Raw genomic sequence first — 17,027 nt, 5'->3', positions numbered from 1 at the left:
AATCTTGGACTACCTGGAGGTAGTTCATGTATTCATACGAAGACCGTATCCGAGCGGTCAAGCTCTACATCAAACTGGGCAAGCGAACCGGGGCAACTATTCGTCAGTTGGGCTACCCGACGAAGAACTCTTTGAAGAGCTGGCACGCAGAGTATGAGCGATGCCTCGACCTGCCGCGTTGCTACGAGAACTCGAAGTCGAAGTACTCACCGGCCCAAAGGGAAAAGGCTGTCGAGCACTATCTCGAATACGGTCGCAACATCGCCGCTACCATCAAGGCGTTGGGCTACCCCGCGCGGGATTCTTTGCGTGCCTGGATTTACGAAATGCACCCCGAGTTGCATACGCGTGTTGTCAGTCGATCAGACGGGTTAGCCCGGCCGCCAGCGGTGAAGCAGGCAGCGGTCATCGCGCTGTGCACGCGAAAAGAAAGTGCGAAAGCCCTGGCTCAAAAGCTGGGCGTGTGCAGGCCGACCTTGTACAACTGGAAAAACCAGCTACTCGGCCCAGAGGTATCCCCATCCATGAAGTGTCGACTTGAACCCTCATCGTCACCGGAACGAGAGGAGTTGCAGCGGCAACTCGAATCTCTCCAGCTCGATGTTCGCCGTTTGCAGCTTGAACATGACCTGTTGATGAGGGCGAATGAACTCATAAAAAAAGAGACGGGCATCAACCGGCAAGTCCTGACCAATCGGGAGAAGACATTGCTGGCTGATGCCCTTAGGCATAGGTACTCCTTGCTAGAGCTGCTTGACGCGTTGGGCTTGGCCCGAAGCTCCTATTTCTATCATCGAGCCCGAATGCAGGTCGCGGAAAAGTACACCGAAGTGCGTCGTGCCATGGCGGACATATTCGAGCGCAATCATCGTTGCTATGGCTACCGTCGGATGCGAGCTTCGTTGAGCAGGCAGCGTGTGCGCCTTTCAGAGAAGGTGGTGCAGCGCTTGATGAAGCAGGAGTGCCTAGTCGTCGCCAAGCCGAAACGGCGTCGATACGGTTCCTACCTCGGGGAGATCAGTCCGGCGCCGGAAAACCTCCTCAACCGCGACTTCACGGCCCTAGCTCCGAATGAGAAATGGCTGACCGACATCTCGGAGTTCCAGATCCCGGCAGGCAAGGTGTACCTGTCCCCCATGATCGACTGCTTCGATGGGAAGGTAATCAGTTGGTCGATCGGCACGCGTCCCGACGCCGAGCTTGTGAACACGATGCTGGATGCAGCTATCGAAACGGTGGCCAGTAACGATAAACGGCCTGTTGTTCACTCCGATCGTGGCGCTCACTACCGCTGGCCCGGCTGGTTATCGCGCATCGCTGATGCGAAGCTGATTCGTTCGATGTCGCGCAAAGGCTGCTCACCAGACAACGCGGCTTGTGAAGGTTTCTTCGGCCGACTGAAAACGGAACTGTTCTATCCTCGCAACTGGCAGTCAACGAGCATCGAGCAGTTCATTCAGGCCTTGGATTCATACATTCGCTGGTACAACGAAAAACGTATAAAGATTTCCCTCGGCGCGCTCAGTCCCATTGAGTATCGTGAAAGCCTGGGCTTAGCGGCATAACCAGTCCAAGTTTTTGTCCGCATCCCCGGTGGGTCAGTTTTACATCGGCGCTAACATGGAAGCGGCCTGCTACTCGCCGGTTCGCGGGTAATCATAGAGGTTGGTCCGGCTGATGCCGAACTCAGGAGCCAGGGCGGCCTTCGGATCATGGGCCTCGGCGTGACAGCACAGCGCAGCGAACCTGGTTTCGCTACGGGCATTCTTCCAGTCTCGGCAGGCGTCACATCGCTTGGCCAAGTCGGCTCCCTCGCGCTGCCGCTCGCGGAACACCACGCGTTCTAAGATCAGTGATTTTCATCCCCCCTGACCATTCAGTTGAGTTCAGCTCGACCACGCCCCACCTGTAGAGGTGCATCTGGACAGGGCTGTCTCAGGCAGACTGCTCGCTTTGAATAAGCTCCATGCGAATGCGGGAAAACAGGTCGTCAATGTTGAGAGTTTCGTCCTGTAGCAGGTAGCAGCTAGCTAGGATCGTCAGAGGATGAACCCCCATGGCAGATGCAATCTCATGCACCTTCTCGACCGTAGGGCTCTTGAGCCCACGCTCAAGCGTGCTCAGGTAGGTTCGACTGCTGACGTTCGAGAAAGCCTCTTGTGGGAGCCCTTTGCTCAGCCTGTGTCGCTTCAGGGCGATACCGAGTGCCTGTTTCAGTTCCATTTGCTGCTCTCGCAAAAGGAACGATAAGGCCCCATTGAACACTATAGAGCTACAATCTATAGTGTTCATTTTGTGAGGCGAAGGCCATGTTTGTGACATACCGCCAGGCAGAAATGCCTCTGGGAAGGCTTTTTGGGGATGAAAACTCTCTCCATTGGCGCTATGTGGAGCTATCTCTCAGGTGCCCCTGGTTCTACACCACCATCGGGTATGTAGCCGGTGACGAGAGCTTCACCAAGACGTTGCTGATCCCATCCCCACCAGAGCTTGAGCGGCTGCTCAGCGAGCAGCACGATCGCATGTGGGTTGAAGAGGTGATGCTAGTCAGCCCCGGATACATGAATGGCAGTGATGGCTGGAAAATGGAGCGTCTACAGGAGCTGCGTGTAGATATTGACGATAGAGATGGGTACTCAAATTACGTCCACGTGATCGAGGGTGGCCATTGCTATATAGAAGGGACATGCTCTGATTTGTCTCAGCTGCGAACTGAGCGCGCTATTTTCTCAGCTGCCGAGGCCACGCAGCTGATAAGGAGCTGAGTCCTGTCACGAGTGCGCTCGACTGTCGGCCTGAGCGGTGGGAGCTGCGAACAGCGCTCTGCCGCCGCCCCCCTGCGGAAACCTCTGCTACGGAAGGATTGCAGCCATGCCGATCAATCTGCCGATCGAAGACTGGGACGGGGAGCCAGCCCTACGCCTCCCCGACGAAGTCCTGCAGCGGCTCGATCTCCAAGTAGGAGACTCGCTGTACTTGGTCGAGGCTTGGGTCGGTGACGGACCGCGCCTCGTCCTGTCGAAGACGCCACTGATCCCCGATCGGGTCGACGCACTGGTCGCCCAGTGGGAGCGCGAACTCGCCGAGGAGCAGGCTGAGTCTGCGCATGAGGAGTCGTCCAAGGATGAATAAGCTGATTCCAACAACCGAGGATTCCTCGGTTGTTGCCTCGACGAGAGGCCAAGGGGGCGCCGCTGAACCAGTTGGAAGGCCTAGGCTCAAGGCCTGCCCATGCTGAACGAAATCATCCCACTGATTCTGCGCGCCGGAGCGCTTATCGCCGCCGAGGCCAATCGCCCAGGAGGGCCGCGCGGGGAAGGAGACAAGGCCAACATTGACGTCGAAGTTGAGATCCAGCTGCGCAAGGGGCTGCTACGACTGCAGGCAGGTGACTTCTGGGGAGAGGAGACGGGGAGCGCACTGACGGGGGCACGCTATTGCTGGGTGGTGGATCCGAACGATGGCACTTCCGATTTTCTGGCAGGCCGACAAGGCTCGGCCATCTCCGTGGGGCTGCTTCGGGACTCCGAGCCAGTGCTGGGCGTTGTCTATGCGCCGATTTCTCCGCGTGGGCCGGACTGTATCAGCTGGGAGTCAGGCATGACTGGCCTTCTGCGTAATGGCATACAAAGTTCCCCCGACCTGTCTGCACGGCAACTCGACGCCGCTACGGTGGTATTCGTAAGCACAGCCGCCAACCAAAAACCGGAGCTGAATGCCGAACTTTGTTCACCCGCAGGCTTCAGCCCGATGCCCAGCATCGCTTATCGCCTCGCCAGGGTGGCCGCCGGCGACGGCATTGCGGGGATTTCGCTCTACCCCGTGTATCCGCACGACGTAGTCGCCGGCCATGCCCTCCTCAAGGCGGCTGGCGGCGACTTGCTTGATCAGGACGGCTACCCGATTATTTACGACGACCTGAGCAAACCTCTGTGCCGCTGCTGTTTCGGTGGCAATTTGGCTGCAAGTCAACTCCTGGCTTCACGCCCTTGGCGGCAGCGACTTTCGATCCCGTCTTGAGCACCTCATGCTCCCCAAAAATGGGAAAGCGGTCGTGCGTGTTTTAGCCGGCATCCGCCCGAAGCGAACGACGGCGAGGCTTTCAAATCGCCACCGCCGGCCTCAGGAAACGGGCTGGCAGCGCAGCTACATTCAGCTTGAGTGGCTGTAATCACTCAGTGACACTTATCGTCTCGGGACACAACCCCGCATGAGGTAGGCATGAAGCACAAGAACGTCTCTGACAAGCACGCCATGATCGCGAAATTCACGGAAGAGGCCCTCCGCTTGGGCGGCGGTGCTTCGGTCAACCAACGCCACTTCATAAAGGCAGCTCTTGCCCATGGCGAAACGATGGAGCCTGCGGGTCGCCTCTCAGGGGCCAACAGGGTATGCAGCGATGTCTGACCAGTCCAAGCAAGCAGCCGTCACCCCCAGCGCAGAGGCTTACCAAGCACTCCTCGATGAGCTGGAGGATCTCCGCATCGAGCGTATTGCGTGTGATCGTATAGGCACGGTTCCCCTCTCCGAGCTGTTATCCATTGAGGCAATGCGGACCCGCTTTCGTTGATGCTCCGGCAATCCAGGCTGGTCTCGATTTTTGGCCAGCGGTCATACTCGGAAGCCATCGCCGATATGGCCAGTACAATCAGCTCAATGCGGAGACAGGGCAATGAACATCAAGCTGATTCTTTCCGAGGAAGACCTAGCTACAGCCCTTGCCCGCATGGAGCAGCTGTGGGGTGCCGAGATTGGTACACCGGAGGGCAATGAGCTGGATGCTCTGGCGTCGCTGATCGAGAGGCACGAGGCCAAGCACTACCCGATGCCACCTGCAGATCCCATCGAGACCATCAACTAAATTCCGCATGGACCAGCGGAAGGTGACTCAGCCAGACCAGAAGTCATTCTGCGAGTCGAACAAGTGGCCAGCGGCCATGAATGGACTCGCATCCCGGCGGCGGCAACGTGCTCACCACGTAGACCCGACGCTCATCGCCGGCGGCCACCAGCAGGCCTTCGATGGCCTGGCCTTCCTCCAGATCGAACCAGTGCGAGACACCCGCTGGATCCTTCTCCATGAAGCGTTCCGCCACGATCCACACCTCCCGAGGATGGAAGCGCGCCCATTTTCCCGCTCTGATCGAGTCCACCCTCGCCCAGCCGGTCGCCGGCAGTTTTCCCTTCTGCTCCTGGCGCCGCCCCCAGGGCAGCCACTCCACCGAACCGTCGGCCTGCAGCACCGGCAGGGCCGCCTTCGGGTTGGGGAAGTAGACCCGCACCAGCTTGCTGCTTTCCGTGTAGCGTCCCGCCACCTCTACACATCCGCACATGCCGCACCTCCAGCTCTAGCGGTGATCAAGCCGCCCCGCCAGACTCGATGGCCCGCAGAATCCTTCGGACCTGCTGCGCCCCCGCCACCGTCACACAGCAACTCAGCGGGGTGACAACCCCCAGCGCCGCGTTGGGCCTAGCCAGCCAGTCGAGCGCGGTCGCGCGGTCTTCGAAGACCCGCTCGGCCAGGGCCTGCACCTCCCGAACTCGGGACTCGGTTTCGCGGTCCTCCATTACGGGGTCTCCTCCTCGCTCATAGCAATGTCCAGATTCTGCACATTGCTCTCAGGCGACGCCTCTGTTTGCTGTATATAAATACAGTATAATTGAGGCGATCACCATGAGTTTGACATCGCTCGGCCTGCTACGCACGCCCGTCCAGCGACGGCCCCTGTTCCTGAACCCGGAGGTCGCAGCCCCCCCCATCGCTCGCTGCGGACGACATCGAGGCACCCTGTCCCTGGACGAGCTGTGCATCAAGCCCGCCGGCCGCCCTTCTCTGCAGGGCTGAAGGGGCCTATCCATCGGTCAGGGACCGGCCCTGCCAGCGAAAACAAGTGCGCTGGCCCCAAAGCTTGACACCATCGGACCGGCCCTGCCCCGCTTATCGCTCCCAGTCACCAAACGGCGCATCGGCATCGATGTAGCGAGTCGCGGACTGCACGTCGCGCCAACCGACGTACTCCATCAGCGCCTTGCTGCTCCATCGGTTGCGGCTGGCCCAGGTGGCAAAGCCGCGGCGCAGCGAGTGACCGGTGTAACCCGCGCCGTCTACCCCACTGCGCAGCAAAGCCTGGCGCAACACGCGTGACACGCTGTTGGGGTTGAGGCCGTGTGCCGCCAGATGGCCCCAGCGATCAATCGCACGAAATACCGGCCCCTGTTTGACTCCACTGAGTTCGCGCCACTGCTCATATGCGGCCACCGGGCACAGGCGCTTGAGCGCAGGCACGCGCAACGAGCGGCCGCGGTTGGCGCGATCGCCCTTGCTGCTTGGCAGAAATATTTCCAGCCCCTGCCCTGGGCGCAGCCGAAGGTGCTCTACCTGCAGCCGACACAACTCGTCGGCGCGAAACGCCCGCCAAAAGCCGAGCAGGATCAGCGCCTGGTCACGCGCCGCACGTAGGCATATCGCCGGCCGCGCGCTGTTTAGCTCCTCGGTCAGCATGGCAATGCAGGTTTCCAGTTCCTGCAATGCCAGCGCCTCGGCCTGCTGCACTGGCTGCGGGTGCAGCGCCTGAATGCCGCGCAGGGTGTCGCGCACCCGCGCAGCCTTGGTCGGATCGGCGAAGCCGTGCTGACGGTGCCATTGCGCCAGTGCCGCCAGATGTGTGCGCAGCGTGCTGCCCGATAGTCGCGCGCCATAGGCGGCGAGGTAGCGCACCACGCTTTCGCTGGATGCCGGCAGCAGCCCACCCCACTCCCCTTCGAAGTGCTCGATGGCCTGCGCATAACGCCGTTGCGTGCTGGCGCGCCGCGCGGCCTGCAGATAGCGCTCGGCTAAATCGTCCACGCTGCCTCCTCGCGTACCGCGATTCAAGGCCCATTCACAGCGAAGAACCTATCACGTTCGAGAAACTGGGCTTCTTGAACGTCAGTTCATCCGAAAATCCTGCCACCAGGTTAACTCTGTACAGGTGTAATTCCATACTGTGTAAACCAGTACGAAATCGTCGGAGTAAGCCCATGGCTCGCGGCGGCATCAACAAGGTCCTCGTCCGGCGCGCCCGTGACGCCCTGCTCGCCCGCGGAGAGCGACCGAGCATCGATGCGGTGCGTACCGAACTGGGCAACACCGGCTCGAAAAGCACTATCCAGCGTTACCTGAAGGAGCTAGCGGCAGAGCAGAGGCCACCGCCCAGCGGCACCAGTTTGGACGAGGAGTTGCTCGCCTATATCAGCAGTCTAGCCGAGCGCTTGATAGCCCACGCCCAGGCGGCAGTCGCTCACGAGCGTGAACAGTTGACGCAGCAAGAGGCCCGCGCTACGCAGCAACGGCAGGTCGAGCAGGCTCGCTTCGAGCAGCTGCAGCAGACTCATACCCTGCTTAACAACGAGCGACGCGACGGCCTCGTCCGGGAGCAGGCCTTGAACTCCCGCCTGCACGAGGTCGACGCTGAGCGTCAGCGTCTGGCCGAGAATGAACGTGGCTTACAGCGCCTCCTTGAGGAGCGGGCGGCGCATATCCAGTCCCTAGAAGATAAGCATCGGCATGCCCGGGAAGCGCTAAACCATTATCGCCAGCAGCATCTGACGCAACGTGAGCAAGAAACACGCCGCGCCGAGGAGCAGTTGCATCAGCTGCAGCAAGAGCTGCGGCGGCTGCAAGGTCAGCTGCTGGCCAAGCAGGAGGAGCTCGGCCAGGTGTACCGTGAACTGGAGCGTTTGAATGCCGCGTTGCAGGCTCGTGGCCTCGAGTTGCGTACGCAGGGCGAACACCTGCTGCAGACGCAACGCTACGCGAAGCAGCTGGAAAGTGACCTGCAGGAGCAACGGGAGCGCCTTCACGCCGTGCAGATCGATGCGTCCGTGGCTCGAGAAAAAAGCCGGCGGTATGTACTCAAGCATCGCCAGGACCGCCGCGACCTGCGTAGCCACACGCAACAACTGGCGGCCCTGCATATGTTAATCCGCCAACTACGGGCAGAGCGCGAGAGTGCCGTTGATCCGCCGCCAGACGCTGGTTAGGCCGAGGAGCGGCGGCCAGCTGTGCGCAGCCCGCGCAAATCGAACTCCAGCTGAAAATCCTGATCGCCCTTCAGGGCCTTCTCCACGCACGTTGCCAGACGCCACGGTAGGAGTAATGCTGACTCGCTGCCCCCAGCCTGGCAAAGGCGCGTCAGGTGTAGCGAGTTGCGTTTGTGGACCAGATGCCACAGCCACATCAGGCAGCGATCATCCCAGCCATCGACCCAACGCTGTACAATCAAGAAATGTCCCAGGCGCCTAAACAAGGCTCTGTCTTTCATATAGCCCCATCTATGGGCAGGCCAGTTGTCCGGCGTCTCCTGAGGGGCTGCCTGGAACAGCCGAGTGAACAAATCGTACAGCGCCAGTGCTGCCAGGTGGCCATAGGGCGGCAGGCTGGTCAGGGCACAGTACGCTAGGAAATTCTTCCTAACCCAACACCGTAGCAAGCAGAACTGAGGCGACCGGCTACGCAGAATGATCAGCAAGTAGCCCAAACGCCTCCAGCTTGGACACCCGCACAGGCTCTCCATGGTTGACGGCGAGCACATCGGCAAGGGCTTTCCGCTCAGGCGCCATGTTAGCAAGCACTCATCGAATACCTGACTGGGGATGCCAGGATCCAGCGCCGTCCACAGGATGTCGTCGTGCACTCCCTGCAGGATCGGGCACAACGGATACAGTCGTTCCCACGTGGTGCTGCGCCATTTCACACCACGAAACAGTGCATTCCAGCGCTTGCGATACTCCGCCGGTATAGGTTCACCGGCCCCTACGGTGGGATCACTGCGAGCTTGCCAGGCTGCTAGCTCATAGCTGCGCACTGCACAGCCAACCGCCTTGGCCGCTTCAGCTGCGAGGATCCACTGCTGGGCAGTGCTTATGGTTGCCGGCAGTTCAATTTTCGTGGACATGACACCTCACCCTCCATGTACCCGCAACTACCGCAGTGTAGCGCTCATTGTGTCAACACCTGGACAAGGCTCGGTGAGACGACTCAGGAGGGTTATCACGCATGCGGAAGACATTTGCGAAATCTGATCAAAGAGCGATGCAGTAAGTCCTTGATCCTGCGGAAATAATTTTCTTCCATGAAAAAAAATTGTGAACTCGCTTAGAGCATAACGGGTCTCGGAGCCACGGCGACAGGCGCGCATAATGTGTCTACAGATCGCTAAGCGATGGTGAACCAGGTCATTAGCAGAGGGATAAGGTCATGAACAAGTGGCCCGTCAAGGCGTCTCTCAGCTGACCACCTAGCCTATTGCCGCGGGAGCCGTTGGCTTAAATGACGAAACCAGCTCTAGTGCTCGTGGGTTGGGATTCCCTCTATCGGTCAAGTCGGAGTGCGGAGCTCCTGTTTAGGCAGCTCGAGCTCCGGAACGGAAGCGAACATACGGGCATGCATTGAATGAGGAGGTCGAAGAATGCTCAACCTCACAGACTTCAAACGAGTGCTGCAGTCAGAACTGGAAATCGTGGAGCCCCAGCCGTTGGCTTCGGGAACCCATATTAAGTCTACTACCGTATTTCCTTCACGAAAGAACAACGCATCGCTGACTTGTGAAAGTCTGATTCAGATTCACGCTTGCCTGTACCTCGAGCAAGATCAGGAAACAGCAGCCTATCTTCCCCGCCCCTTTGTTTTATATAGCGAAAAATCAAAAATTCGCTTCATACCTGATGTGCTCGCGGTGAATGGCGAAGGCCTTTACAGCATTTATCTCTTGGTGCGACCCGATGCCCCTGCCTCCCCTATCCCGTACCGTGCTGAAATTCTCGAATCAGTATTTGACACAATACCAGTACGAATCGCACTACTGGATCTTACCCGATTTGCGTCGCGCGCCAAGATGCACAACCTGCAATATATGTATCACCAAGCCTACGCTGGAAGTCCCGAAGGTGGCGCTACAGTTGTGCATCTACTCATGGGCAGATTTTTTGGCCAGGCGACGATCGCAGCGCTCATCGCTCAAGGTGCACATCCCGCCGACGTGTCATTTGCCCTTTTTCACCACCTGATTGAGGCTGACCTAGAAAGGCCGCTTACCCCTAGGACTGTCTGCCGAGTCTGAATCATGCACGAGCCACTGAAGATCTCCCCGGGAGAGCGATACTCCTATCTCGGGGAAGTTTTTCAAGTTATAGAGGTGAAGGACAGTAGAGTTCAACTTCGCTCGATCAGGCCCAGCGGGCGAATCATGAACCCGAGCCTCGAACGACTGAGCCGTGCCCATCTAAAGGGCGACTTGATCAAGACGCAGGAGGCCCCATTCCCCTGCGAACCGACCAAAATCATGTGCGCCCTCTCCGAAAAGCATCGGCAGGTATTGAAAAGGCGGGTAACCTACGTGACGGCCTTAATCGACCAGTTAGGACCTCATTTACCGAAAAAAAAAGCGGAGGCAATTGCATCTAAAGTCGCGACTCAAATCGGCGATGTAAAACCACCCTGCTACACAGCTCTTTACGAGTGGGTGAAATCCTATAAGCAGCGCGCCGGAAACATTATTTCCCTCATACCAACAACTCACCGAGCACGCGGCTACCGACTGCTTAATCAGCCTGAAGAGGTTCAGAAAATAATTCGCTATCACATTGATACGGATTATTTAACCTGCCCCCCTCTAAGCAAGGCAGAAGTCATAGACAATATTCAAGGTGCGATCCATAGGACCAATGAAAACCGTGGAGCCCTGCACAAATTAACCTCCCCCTCACCCAGCACACTATACCGTATTCTTGCTGAGCTAGACTTCTACACCGTAGAAAAAGCCCAGCGAGGCACCAGAATCGCAAAGAGCCATCAAAAGTGGAGCATTAAGTACCAGAGAAATGTACGGATATTGGAGATTATTGAGGGCGATAGTCATCAGATTGATATTGAGGTAGTAGATTCCGAAGGCAACGTGCTGGGCCGCCCTTGGCTCACCAAGCTCTTAGATGTACGTACAGCCTGCGTCGCCGGCTGGGACATATCGCTAAACCCGCCCTCTATCGACAAAACAATTCGTGCAATCAAAGCATCCCTACACTGCGAAAACACCTATGGGGGGCTTGCAATCTCATATGTTTTTGATAATGGCCAAGAGTTCACGGCACAGAGATTAAAAGACATCATGAAGGAATTAGGCGCCGAGGTTAAATTCTGCAGAATTGGTAAGGCAGATGACAAACCCCACGTAGAGTCATCTTTCAAAACCTGGACGAAAGATATTGCACAGCGTTTGCCTGGCACCACCTTTTCCAATCCAGAAGCACGCGGTGACTACGATTCAGAGGCGAACGCTCAGATGACACTTGAGGATGTAAGGTCGGTGTATTCTGACTGGCTAGAAAACTACTACCATAAGCATTTTCACCACGGCTTAGGTATGGCACCTGAAGAAGCATGGAGTGAATGTGTGGCTGACGAAATAGCCATAAAAAAATATTCATTAGAGGACATCGACCGTTATTTCCTGAGCTTGGGTCATGCCACCCCAACCGCAAATGGGCATCTTACAATCAACAAGGTTAGTTGGACATCAGGAGCAGTTCCCTTCCTTGCACGACTTGAGCCAAAGCCTGAGTTCTTATGCGTCCTATATGACACTAGCGATCTGGGACGAGCTTGGGCATATCATCCAGCTTATCCTGAAAACATACAACCGCTGGATCCAGTAGATGCAGCCTACCAAGTTGGCATGACAATGAGCCTACACCAAATCATTTGCGACCGACTCACCGAAAAGAAAAATAAACTTTGCTATTTGGGGTTGTACGCCGGAATCCCAGAAATTTCCGTCAGCCCAGCTCCAGTCCCGCCACGAGCGCATCCAGGTCGATGAACTTGCCGTCAGTCTGGAAGGTGTAATGCCCGTTCAGCAGGATGTGCCGCCAGGCCGCTGGCGACATCTGCGTGATCAACGCCAGCGCCTTGGCATTGCCAGCTGCCTCGTACTTCGTCAGCAGCAGGGACAGGATCGCCGAGTTGTAGAAGATGATCGCGTTGCCGATCAGCCTGGCGCACTGGTTGCTGATCTCGATTTCGATGTCGGTGCGGCCGGTCAATTCCTTCTTCCCACCGACTTGGGCGATGGTCGAGCGTAGCTGGTGATAGGACTCAATGCGGTTCTGCGAGCGGTGAACATTACGCTCCAGTTGCGGGTCGCGCAGGTAGCGCAGTGTGTAGATACTGCGGATGAGCTTGTCGAACTCGAAGATTGCGCGCCGCGTCGGGTTCGGCGCCGTATAGGTGCACAGCTTGCGGATCAGCGTGCCCTGCGTCATTTCCTTCAGGCCCAGTGTGGCGACGATTCGGTCGATGTTCGCCTTCTCACCGACGATGAGTTGCCGGTCGATCTGGCCAGCCGGCCGGATCAGGCATTTCTCGTACAATGCCAGATCATCGGCGCAATACAGCTCCTGCAACTGGTCGTCGAGGTCGGTGAAGCGCGGCTCGAAACGAAGTCCGAACCAGTGCAGGATGGCGAAGTTGGCCTTGTTGATGCTGTGCATGTCGCCGGTGATCGCGCTCGGCACGATGTCCGACGTGTTGCGGTACCAGATGTCGAACACGTGGTGAGCCTCGTACTCGTGTGCGCCTATCAGGTAGCCGTTCAACGGCACGTGATTGCACAGCAGCGTGTAGGCGACGACGCCCTTGCCGCGGCCGAAATATTTGCGCGAGTAGCGCGCCTTCACAGTTGGTCGCTCGACGCCGAATTTCTGCCCATCAACGGCACCGTACAACGAATCGAGGTCGAACGAGTAATGCGGGAAGATCGGCAGTGCGGCGATGGCGTTGCTGATGCAATCGTTGGCCACATGTAGCGTCGCCTGGCGCAGGTACTGCTGGTAGGTACTCTCCAGGACGTGGTACGGGATGTCGCTGGTACGTGCCATAACCTGGTTGCCGTGGTTCATGGCTTGGGCAATGATCACCGCCATCAGACTGTCGGCGTCGGCTACCTTCTTCGCATAGCGTGGCTGCAATGGTGTCAGCGCCGACAGGAACTGGCACTGGCCGTTGACGAAGCGAAACACGTCGGCGACATCGCAGTATGGCAGTTGCTCGTAGAGAGCTTGCTCGCGCGCCTTCTGGTTCTCCCCCTTGGGCTTGCGCCAGGTCAGTCTCTGCGTGTCCTTGTCGTATTCCAGGTGCGTCAGCTTGCCCTGTTTCAGCTCGCGATTGAACGCCACCCATTGCGCACGCAACTCGGCCGCCAGTGCATCGAGCTGGGCACTGACCGGCTGCCGCAGGAAGGGGATGTCCATCTGCGCGAGCACGGCGGCTTTCTCGTCCATCGAAACCAACTCGTCGGACAAATGCCGGTGCTGCAAGCTATCGTCAATGTAGAGCTCGCCCGCCTGGAAGCGTTTCCTGACCTGACGGTAAAGCCAGAATTCGTAACGATCGGCATGCAGGCCTGTCGGCGTGCCTTCGGCATCGAACATCAGCAGGTACGGACGCAAGCGTTTCGGCAGCGTTGCCGCCGGACATTCGTCGAGTGGCCGTTGTGATAGGCGCTGCTGCTTGGCGAACACGCTCTTGGCCCAAGTCAGCGCCGCGAGCCATGGGTTATCGGGGGCCGTGCCGGCGAAGTCGAGCGCGACGTACAGCGGCCGTAGATGGCGTCGAATGCGTTCGGCCAGGCCGTCCACCGCCTGCCAGTGCAGCGCCAGTTTGTTCAGTGGCTTGACGCTCATGCGCTGCGCCGTGTTTTGCAGCAATTCCCTGGACATGATTTTGTAGGCGCGTTGGCGCACCTCGCCGAACGGCGTCGGATCGGCCACGCTGTCGTCCACGTACAGCGACAGCAGGCGGCCAACCTGCGGCGTTTCCTGATGGCGTCGCAGCTGTTCGGCGACAAAGGACTGTTTCGCACCCGTGCGGCTCTCGTCCTCAAGTTTTTTCATGTGGAAGGCCATCGCGTCGACCAGGTTGTCGGTGAGCTGCCGGTAACGTACCCAGGCATAGCACAGCAGGTAGAGCCGGGTCTGCTCCGCCTTCAGGTGGCGCAGGTCATGGACGGTATAGAAGTTCGCCAGGCTCGCGTAGTACAGCAGGTTCTGCTGCGAGATGCCGAGCTTGGGCAGCAGCGCCTTGGCGATCCCGTGCAAGGACTTCAGCGTGGCGCGCTTCTCGCGCTCCCCTGCCATCTGACGCCAGCCGAAATCTTTAGCGTCCTGCTTGAGCGCTGCCAGTTGAGACAGGGTGTCGTCACGCACCAGGAGCTGGCCCAGCGCAGCTTTGGCCGATTCGTCCAACACTTCTGCCAGCAAGCCGCCCAAGCGCCTGCGTTCGGTGGACAGGGCTTCACTGACCAGCTCTTGTAAGGTGGTGTGGCCGGGCCGGATGATTTTGTGCTCGCTGAGCCAAACGATCAGTTCGGCGGCCACGAATCCTGGCATTACGTCGCGCCGCACGATCTGTTCAGCCTGCTGTGCCAGTTGCGGCAGGAAGCTAGCCGCCCACGACCGGTAGCCGAACAGTTCGGCGATCTGACCCCTCTGGCTGTAGTGCTCATGCTTGGTGATCGCCTTGCGTTCGAACGCTTCGCCGTGGAAATAGCGACTCAGCACGAAGGCGCAATCGTCCTCGACCTCATGCCAATCGAAGCGGAAGAAAGCATGCTTGGCCTTGAAGTAGCCGATCTGCAAGACGCAATAGACTTGGGCCTGCAGGCTAGGCCGGCTGCTGGCGAACGCCAGTTCAGATTCGGTCAACGCCAGGTATTCCAGCCGCTGAGCATCGTCGAAGTCCGGTAGGCCGTACAAGGCTTCCTGCTCTGCGTCAGAAAAGACGGTGAGTAGCTTATTCTTGTTGCTCATCGACCGTCCTTCCCGCACCACGCCAACCTGCTCGCGTCAATGTTTCGATCAACGTAGTGCGCTTGACATTGAAGTTGCGGCACACCGCCGCCTTAGACATGCCGCCATCGAGCGCGGCGACGATGGCGTCCAGCTTCTCACCAGTGATCGCCTGCGGCCGGCCGCCGATCCGGCCGCGTTTGCGTGCGGCGGCCAAGCCCGCGACGACGCGCTCCTGAATCAAGGCGCGCTCGTACTGCGCGAGCGCACCGAACACCTGGAACAGGAATTCGCCCGAGGGCGTCGTAGTGTCCAGGTTCTCTGTCAGCGAGCGGAACGCCACCCGCTTGTCCTTGAGCGAAGTCACAATGGCGAGCAGGTGCGACAGCGAGCGACCGAGCCGGTCGAGTTTCCACACCACCAGCACATCGCCGGCTCGAACGAACTCAAGCGCCCGCGCCAAGCCGGCACGGTCATCCTTCGCGCCAGAGGCACGATCCTCAAACAGGTGACGCGGATCGACGCCGGCGGCGAGCAGCGCGTCGCGCTGCAAGTCCGTGCTCTGGCGGTCGGAGTCCGACGACACGCGCATGTAGCCAACCAACATAGGCGGATAACCATCAAAAACAGGTTTCCGCATAATAGTGAATAGCGATAGAGTTTTCCGTACATTTTTGAGGGGGTGTTGCACAGGTAGCACAGCGGCGGCTGACAGCCTGTCGCAAAACAAATGTTTTACGACACCTCCTTGAGGTTGCCGCGTTTACATCATTACCTGAACAGGTATAAAATTCCGTCATGACAAACAAAGAAAAACCGCTCGAATGGATCGCGAGCAGCCACAAGGATTTGATGGCGTTGCCGTCCGACGTGCGTCGCCGTTTCGGTTACGCGCTCTCGTTGGCGCAGATAGGCGATCAGGATGACGCAGCAAAGGTGCTCAAGGGGTTCGGTGGTGCCGGCGTGCTGGAGGTCGTCGAAGACGATGCCGGCGGCACCTATCGAGCGGTATACACGGTCAAGTTTGCGGAAGCGGTGTTCGTCCTGCACTGCTTCCAGAAGAAGAGCAAGAGCGGAATCGCCACGCCAAAGGCCGACATGGACATCATCCGCGCTCGGCTGAAGGTGGCCGAGGTATTGGCACAGGAGCTACGAAATGCAAAAACGAATCATTGAAGGCGTCGAGGTTCAGCGCAGCTCGGGCAACGTCTTTGCCGACCTTGGACTGCCTGACGCTGAAAAGCTCAAGATCAAGACCGGCCTGGTGGTCGAGATCAGGAGGGCCATGCGCGCCCTTGGGCTGACTCAACAAGCGGCGGCCAAACGCATGGGCATCCCGCAACCGAAGGTGTCGGGCATGATGCGCGGCGACTTCACCAATCTATCCGAACGCAAGCTGATGGATTGTCTGAATCGCCTCGGCTACGACATCGAAATCAAGGTACGGCCAGCAGCCGAGCCGATCGGGCATCTAACGCTCGCAACCGCTTAATCGGAGCCCTCCTGATGGCAGCCCGCATCACCGACGACGAATGGGACGAACTGACTCCCGAGAATTTCGATACCACGGCACTGCTGCGTGCAGTCGATGCCGTGGACGTGCTGCGCGGCGATTTGAATGACAGCGCAGACGGCGCACCTCCGCAACTGCGCACCGACCTGTTGAAGCTGCATCAACTGGCAATGGCCGCGTTCAACGAGGGATCACGCAGCCGAGTGGCTGAGCTATTTGATCTCGCCGTGGATCTTCAGGATCAGGTTGATCATCTGATGACCTCGCTGGAACAAGTGCAAGAAACCCTGTCCCGGTTGACGGCGCTCTACCCAGAAAGCCTGTCCTGAATGTTCTTGGAGACAACCACATCATGAGCCGCAGCCGCCGCAAAACGCCCATCGTTGGGCACACGACCTGCCGTAGCGAGCGCGAGGACAAGAAACTCTGGCATCAGCGCTGGCGAACTCACGAGCGCACCGCGCTGGCCAGCGCGTCGCCGGAAGCTCTATGCGCCCATCTGCCTCTACTGGAAAACCAGGTCAGCAACGTCTGGTCGATGGGTAAGGATGGCCGCTCCTACTGGCCCATCAAGCGCCAGGCCGCCACGGCGGATCGCATTGCCAACCACAAGGGACGCAATCCGCAAGAGCGCGCCTCCCTGAAAAAGCGTCTGCTGCGCAAGTGGATGAGCAAATGAACCTGTCCACCGGCT

General features: G+C 58.6%; 19 protein-coding genes and 1 pseudogene. 13 read left to right on the top strand and 7 right to left on the bottom strand.

The annotated features are described in order from the left end of the window. Window positions 1-26 precede the first annotated feature (26 nt). A complete protein-coding gene (locus PRJ_RS29050; RefSeq protein WP_039615185.1) occupies window positions 27-1,565 on the top strand; it encodes an IS3 family transposase in 1,539 nt (512 codons plus the stop codon). Window positions 1,566-1,935: 370 nt separating this feature from the next. On the opposite strand, the gene PRJ_RS29045 is transcribed toward PRJ_RS29050, so the two are convergent. After that, window positions 1,936-2,223: a helix-turn-helix domain-containing protein gene (locus PRJ_RS29045; RefSeq protein WP_039615203.1), complete on the bottom strand. Its 288-nt coding sequence runs from the start codon at window positions 2,221-2,223 to the stop codon at window positions 1,936-1,938. A gap of 86 nt (window positions 2,224-2,309) precedes the next feature. Between PRJ_RS29045 and PRJ_RS29040 the strand changes: the two genes are divergently transcribed. The 5 genes and pseudogenes from PRJ_RS29040 to PRJ_RS29020 all read left to right on the top strand — a co-directional run. Beyond that, window positions 2,310-2,765 (top strand): hypothetical protein, encoded by a 456-nt coding sequence (locus PRJ_RS29040; RefSeq protein WP_052261126.1) that lies wholly within the window; start codon window positions 2,310-2,312, stop codon window positions 2,763-2,765. Between the two features lie 106 nt (window positions 2,766-2,871). Beyond that, the gene (locus PRJ_RS29035) at window positions 2,872-3,132 is read left to right on the top strand and encodes a hypothetical protein (RefSeq protein WP_039615186.1); all 261 of its coding nucleotides are present in this window, start codon (window positions 2,872-2,874) and stop codon (window positions 3,130-3,132) included. A 99-nt stretch (window positions 3,133-3,231) separates the two neighbouring features. After that, window positions 3,232-4,020, top strand: a complete 789-nt coding sequence (locus PRJ_RS29030; RefSeq protein WP_039615187.1) for an inositol monophosphatase family protein — start codon at window positions 3,232-3,234, stop codon at window positions 4,018-4,020. A 201-nt stretch (window positions 4,021-4,221) separates the two neighbouring features. Further along, the gene (locus PRJ_RS29025; RefSeq protein ID WP_039615188.1) at window positions 4,222-4,407 is read left to right on the top strand and encodes a hypothetical protein; all 186 of its coding nucleotides are present in this window, start codon (window positions 4,222-4,224) and stop codon (window positions 4,405-4,407) included. 265 nt (window positions 4,408-4,672) lie between these two features. Further along, a pseudogene (locus PRJ_RS29020) lies at window positions 4,673-4,910 on the top strand (type II toxin-antitoxin system HigA family antitoxin); the annotation flags it as partial. On the opposite strand, the gene PRJ_RS29015 reads toward PRJ_RS29020, so the two are convergent. From PRJ_RS29015 to PRJ_RS29005, 3 genes are all read right to left on the bottom strand, one after another. After that, window positions 4,905-5,315, bottom strand: coding sequence for a hypothetical protein (locus PRJ_RS29015; protein WP_201775113.1), 411 nt, complete (start codon window positions 5,313-5,315; stop codon window positions 4,905-4,907). The pseudogene PRJ_RS29020 and the gene PRJ_RS29015 overlap by 6 nt on opposite strands. A gap of 43 nt (window positions 5,316-5,358) precedes the next feature. Beyond that, entirely contained in the window at window positions 5,359-5,568 is a 210-nt protein-coding gene (locus PRJ_RS29010; protein ID WP_052261128.1) for an MbcA/ParS/Xre antitoxin family protein, read from the bottom strand. Window positions 5,569-5,938: 370 nt separating this feature from the next. Beyond that, complete coding sequence (locus PRJ_RS29005; protein WP_039615190.1) at window positions 5,939-6,847, bottom strand: site-specific integrase; 909 nt, start codon at window positions 6,845-6,847, stop codon at window positions 5,939-5,941. Between the two features lie 173 nt (window positions 6,848-7,020). Between PRJ_RS29005 and PRJ_RS29000 the strand changes: the two genes are divergently transcribed. Continuing rightward, window positions 7,021-8,022, top strand: coding sequence for a DNA-binding protein (locus tag PRJ_RS29000; RefSeq protein ID WP_039615191.1), 1,002 nt, complete (start codon window positions 7,021-7,023; stop codon window positions 8,020-8,022). Here PRJ_RS29000 and PRJ_RS28995 read toward each other — a convergent pair. Continuing rightward, window positions 8,019-8,936: a hypothetical protein gene (locus PRJ_RS28995; RefSeq protein WP_039615192.1), complete on the bottom strand. Its 918-nt coding sequence runs from the start codon at window positions 8,934-8,936 to the stop codon at window positions 8,019-8,021. The two genes, PRJ_RS29000 and PRJ_RS28995, sit on opposite strands and share 4 nt — an antisense overlap. A gap of 513 nt (window positions 8,937-9,449) precedes the next feature. Here PRJ_RS28995 and PRJ_RS28990 point away from each other — a divergent pair. Both PRJ_RS28990 and PRJ_RS28985 read left to right on the top strand, forming a co-directional pair. Beyond that, window positions 9,450-10,100, top strand: coding sequence for a hypothetical protein (locus PRJ_RS28990; RefSeq protein WP_039615193.1), 651 nt, complete (start codon window positions 9,450-9,452; stop codon window positions 10,098-10,100). A gap of 126 nt (window positions 10,101-10,226) precedes the next feature. Continuing rightward, window positions 10,227-11,855 (top strand): DDE-type integrase/transposase/recombinase, encoded by a 1,629-nt coding sequence (locus PRJ_RS28985; protein WP_158682599.1) that lies wholly within the window; start codon window positions 10,227-10,229, stop codon window positions 11,853-11,855. Here the strand turns inward: PRJ_RS28985 and PRJ_RS28980 are convergent. Together PRJ_RS28980 and PRJ_RS28975 are read right to left on the bottom strand one after the other, a co-directional pair. Next, window positions 11,812-14,841 (bottom strand): Tn3 family transposase, encoded by a 3,030-nt coding sequence (locus PRJ_RS28980; RefSeq protein ID WP_010799689.1) that lies wholly within the window; start codon window positions 14,839-14,841, stop codon window positions 11,812-11,814. The two genes, PRJ_RS28985 and PRJ_RS28980, sit on opposite strands and share 44 nt — an antisense overlap. Further along, window positions 14,825-15,427: a recombinase family protein gene (locus PRJ_RS28975; RefSeq protein ID WP_010465829.1), complete on the bottom strand. Its 603-nt coding sequence runs from the start codon at window positions 15,425-15,427 to the stop codon at window positions 14,825-14,827. The genes PRJ_RS28980 and PRJ_RS28975 overlap by 17 nt, the downstream gene beginning before the upstream one ends. Window positions 15,428-15,618: 191 nt before the next feature. Between PRJ_RS28975 and PRJ_RS28970 the strand changes: the two genes are divergently transcribed. The 4 genes from PRJ_RS28970 to PRJ_RS28955 are packed head-to-tail and all read left to right on the top strand — an operon-like array spanning window position 15,619 to window position 17,012. Then, window positions 15,619-15,996 (top strand): type II toxin-antitoxin system RelE/ParE family toxin, encoded by a 378-nt coding sequence (locus PRJ_RS28970; protein ID WP_003151133.1) that lies wholly within the window; start codon window positions 15,619-15,621, stop codon window positions 15,994-15,996. Beyond that, window positions 15,977-16,312 (top strand): helix-turn-helix domain-containing protein, encoded by a 336-nt coding sequence (locus PRJ_RS28965; RefSeq protein WP_001172026.1) that lies wholly within the window; start codon window positions 15,977-15,979, stop codon window positions 16,310-16,312. The genes PRJ_RS28970 and PRJ_RS28965 overlap by 20 nt, the downstream gene beginning before the upstream one ends. 14 nt (window positions 16,313-16,326) lie before the next feature. Then, window positions 16,327-16,662 (top strand): hypothetical protein, encoded by a 336-nt coding sequence (locus tag PRJ_RS28960; RefSeq protein ID WP_000741275.1) that lies wholly within the window; start codon window positions 16,327-16,329, stop codon window positions 16,660-16,662. 23 nt (window positions 16,663-16,685) lie between these two features. Next, the gene (locus PRJ_RS28955; RefSeq protein WP_000091614.1) at window positions 16,686-17,012 is read left to right on the top strand and encodes a hypothetical protein; all 327 of its coding nucleotides are present in this window, start codon (window positions 16,686-16,688) and stop codon (window positions 17,010-17,012) included. Window positions 17,013-17,027: the final 15 nt, after the last annotated feature.

Source organism: Pseudomonas sp. XWY-1, from assembly GCF_002953115.1.
Lineage (GTDB): Bacteria > Pseudomonadota > Gammaproteobacteria > Pseudomonadales > Pseudomonadaceae > Aquipseudomonas > Aquipseudomonas alloputida.
Note: the sequence above shows the minus strand (reverse complement) of the source record. Positions and strands in the feature narration are given on the sequence as shown.

Coding starts and splice junctions, on each gene's coding strand:
- PRJ_RS29050 (WP_039615185.1), top strand. CDS start 27: ATGTATTCATACGAAGACCGTATCCGAGCGGTCAAGCTCTACATCAAA.
- PRJ_RS29045 (WP_039615203.1), bottom strand. CDS start 2,223: ATGGAACTGAAACAGGCACTCGGTATCGCCCTGAAGCGACACAGGCTG.
- PRJ_RS29040 (WP_052261126.1), top strand. CDS start 2,310: ATGTTTGTGACATACCGCCAGGCAGAAATGCCTCTGGGAAGGCTTTTT.
- PRJ_RS29035 (WP_039615186.1), top strand. CDS start 2,872: ATGCCGATCAATCTGCCGATCGAAGACTGGGACGGGGAGCCAGCCCTA.
- PRJ_RS29030 (WP_039615187.1), top strand. CDS start 3,232: ATGCTGAACGAAATCATCCCACTGATTCTGCGCGCCGGAGCGCTTATC.
- PRJ_RS29025 (WP_039615188.1), top strand. CDS start 4,222: ATGAAGCACAAGAACGTCTCTGACAAGCACGCCATGATCGCGAAATTC.
- PRJ_RS29010 (WP_052261128.1), bottom strand. CDS start 5,568: ATGGAGGACCGCGAAACCGAGTCCCGAGTTCGGGAGGTGCAGGCCCTG.
- PRJ_RS29000 (WP_039615191.1), top strand. CDS start 7,021: ATGGCTCGCGGCGGCATCAACAAGGTCCTCGTCCGGCGCGCCCGTGAC.
- PRJ_RS28995 (WP_039615192.1), bottom strand. CDS start 8,936: ATGTCCACGAAAATTGAACTGCCGGCAACCATAAGCACTGCCCAGCAG.
- PRJ_RS28990 (WP_039615193.1), top strand. CDS start 9,450: ATGCTCAACCTCACAGACTTCAAACGAGTGCTGCAGTCAGAACTGGAA.
- PRJ_RS28985 (WP_158682599.1), top strand. CDS start 10,227: ATGAACCCGAGCCTCGAACGACTGAGCCGTGCCCATCTAAAGGGCGAC.
- PRJ_RS28980 (WP_010799689.1), bottom strand. CDS start 14,841: ATGAGCAACAAGAATAAGCTACTCACCGTCTTTTCTGACGCAGAGCAG.
- PRJ_RS28975 (WP_010465829.1), bottom strand. CDS start 15,427: ATGTTGGTTGGCTACATGCGCGTGTCGTCGGACTCCGACCGCCAGAGC.
- PRJ_RS28970 (WP_003151133.1), top strand. CDS start 15,619: ATGACAAACAAAGAAAAACCGCTCGAATGGATCGCGAGCAGCCACAAG.
- PRJ_RS28965 (WP_001172026.1), top strand. CDS start 15,977: ATGCAAAAACGAATCATTGAAGGCGTCGAGGTTCAGCGCAGCTCGGGC.
- PRJ_RS28960 (WP_000741275.1), top strand. CDS start 16,327: ATGGCAGCCCGCATCACCGACGACGAATGGGACGAACTGACTCCCGAG.
- PRJ_RS28955 (WP_000091614.1), top strand. CDS start 16,686: ATGAGCCGCAGCCGCCGCAAAACGCCCATCGTTGGGCACACGACCTGC.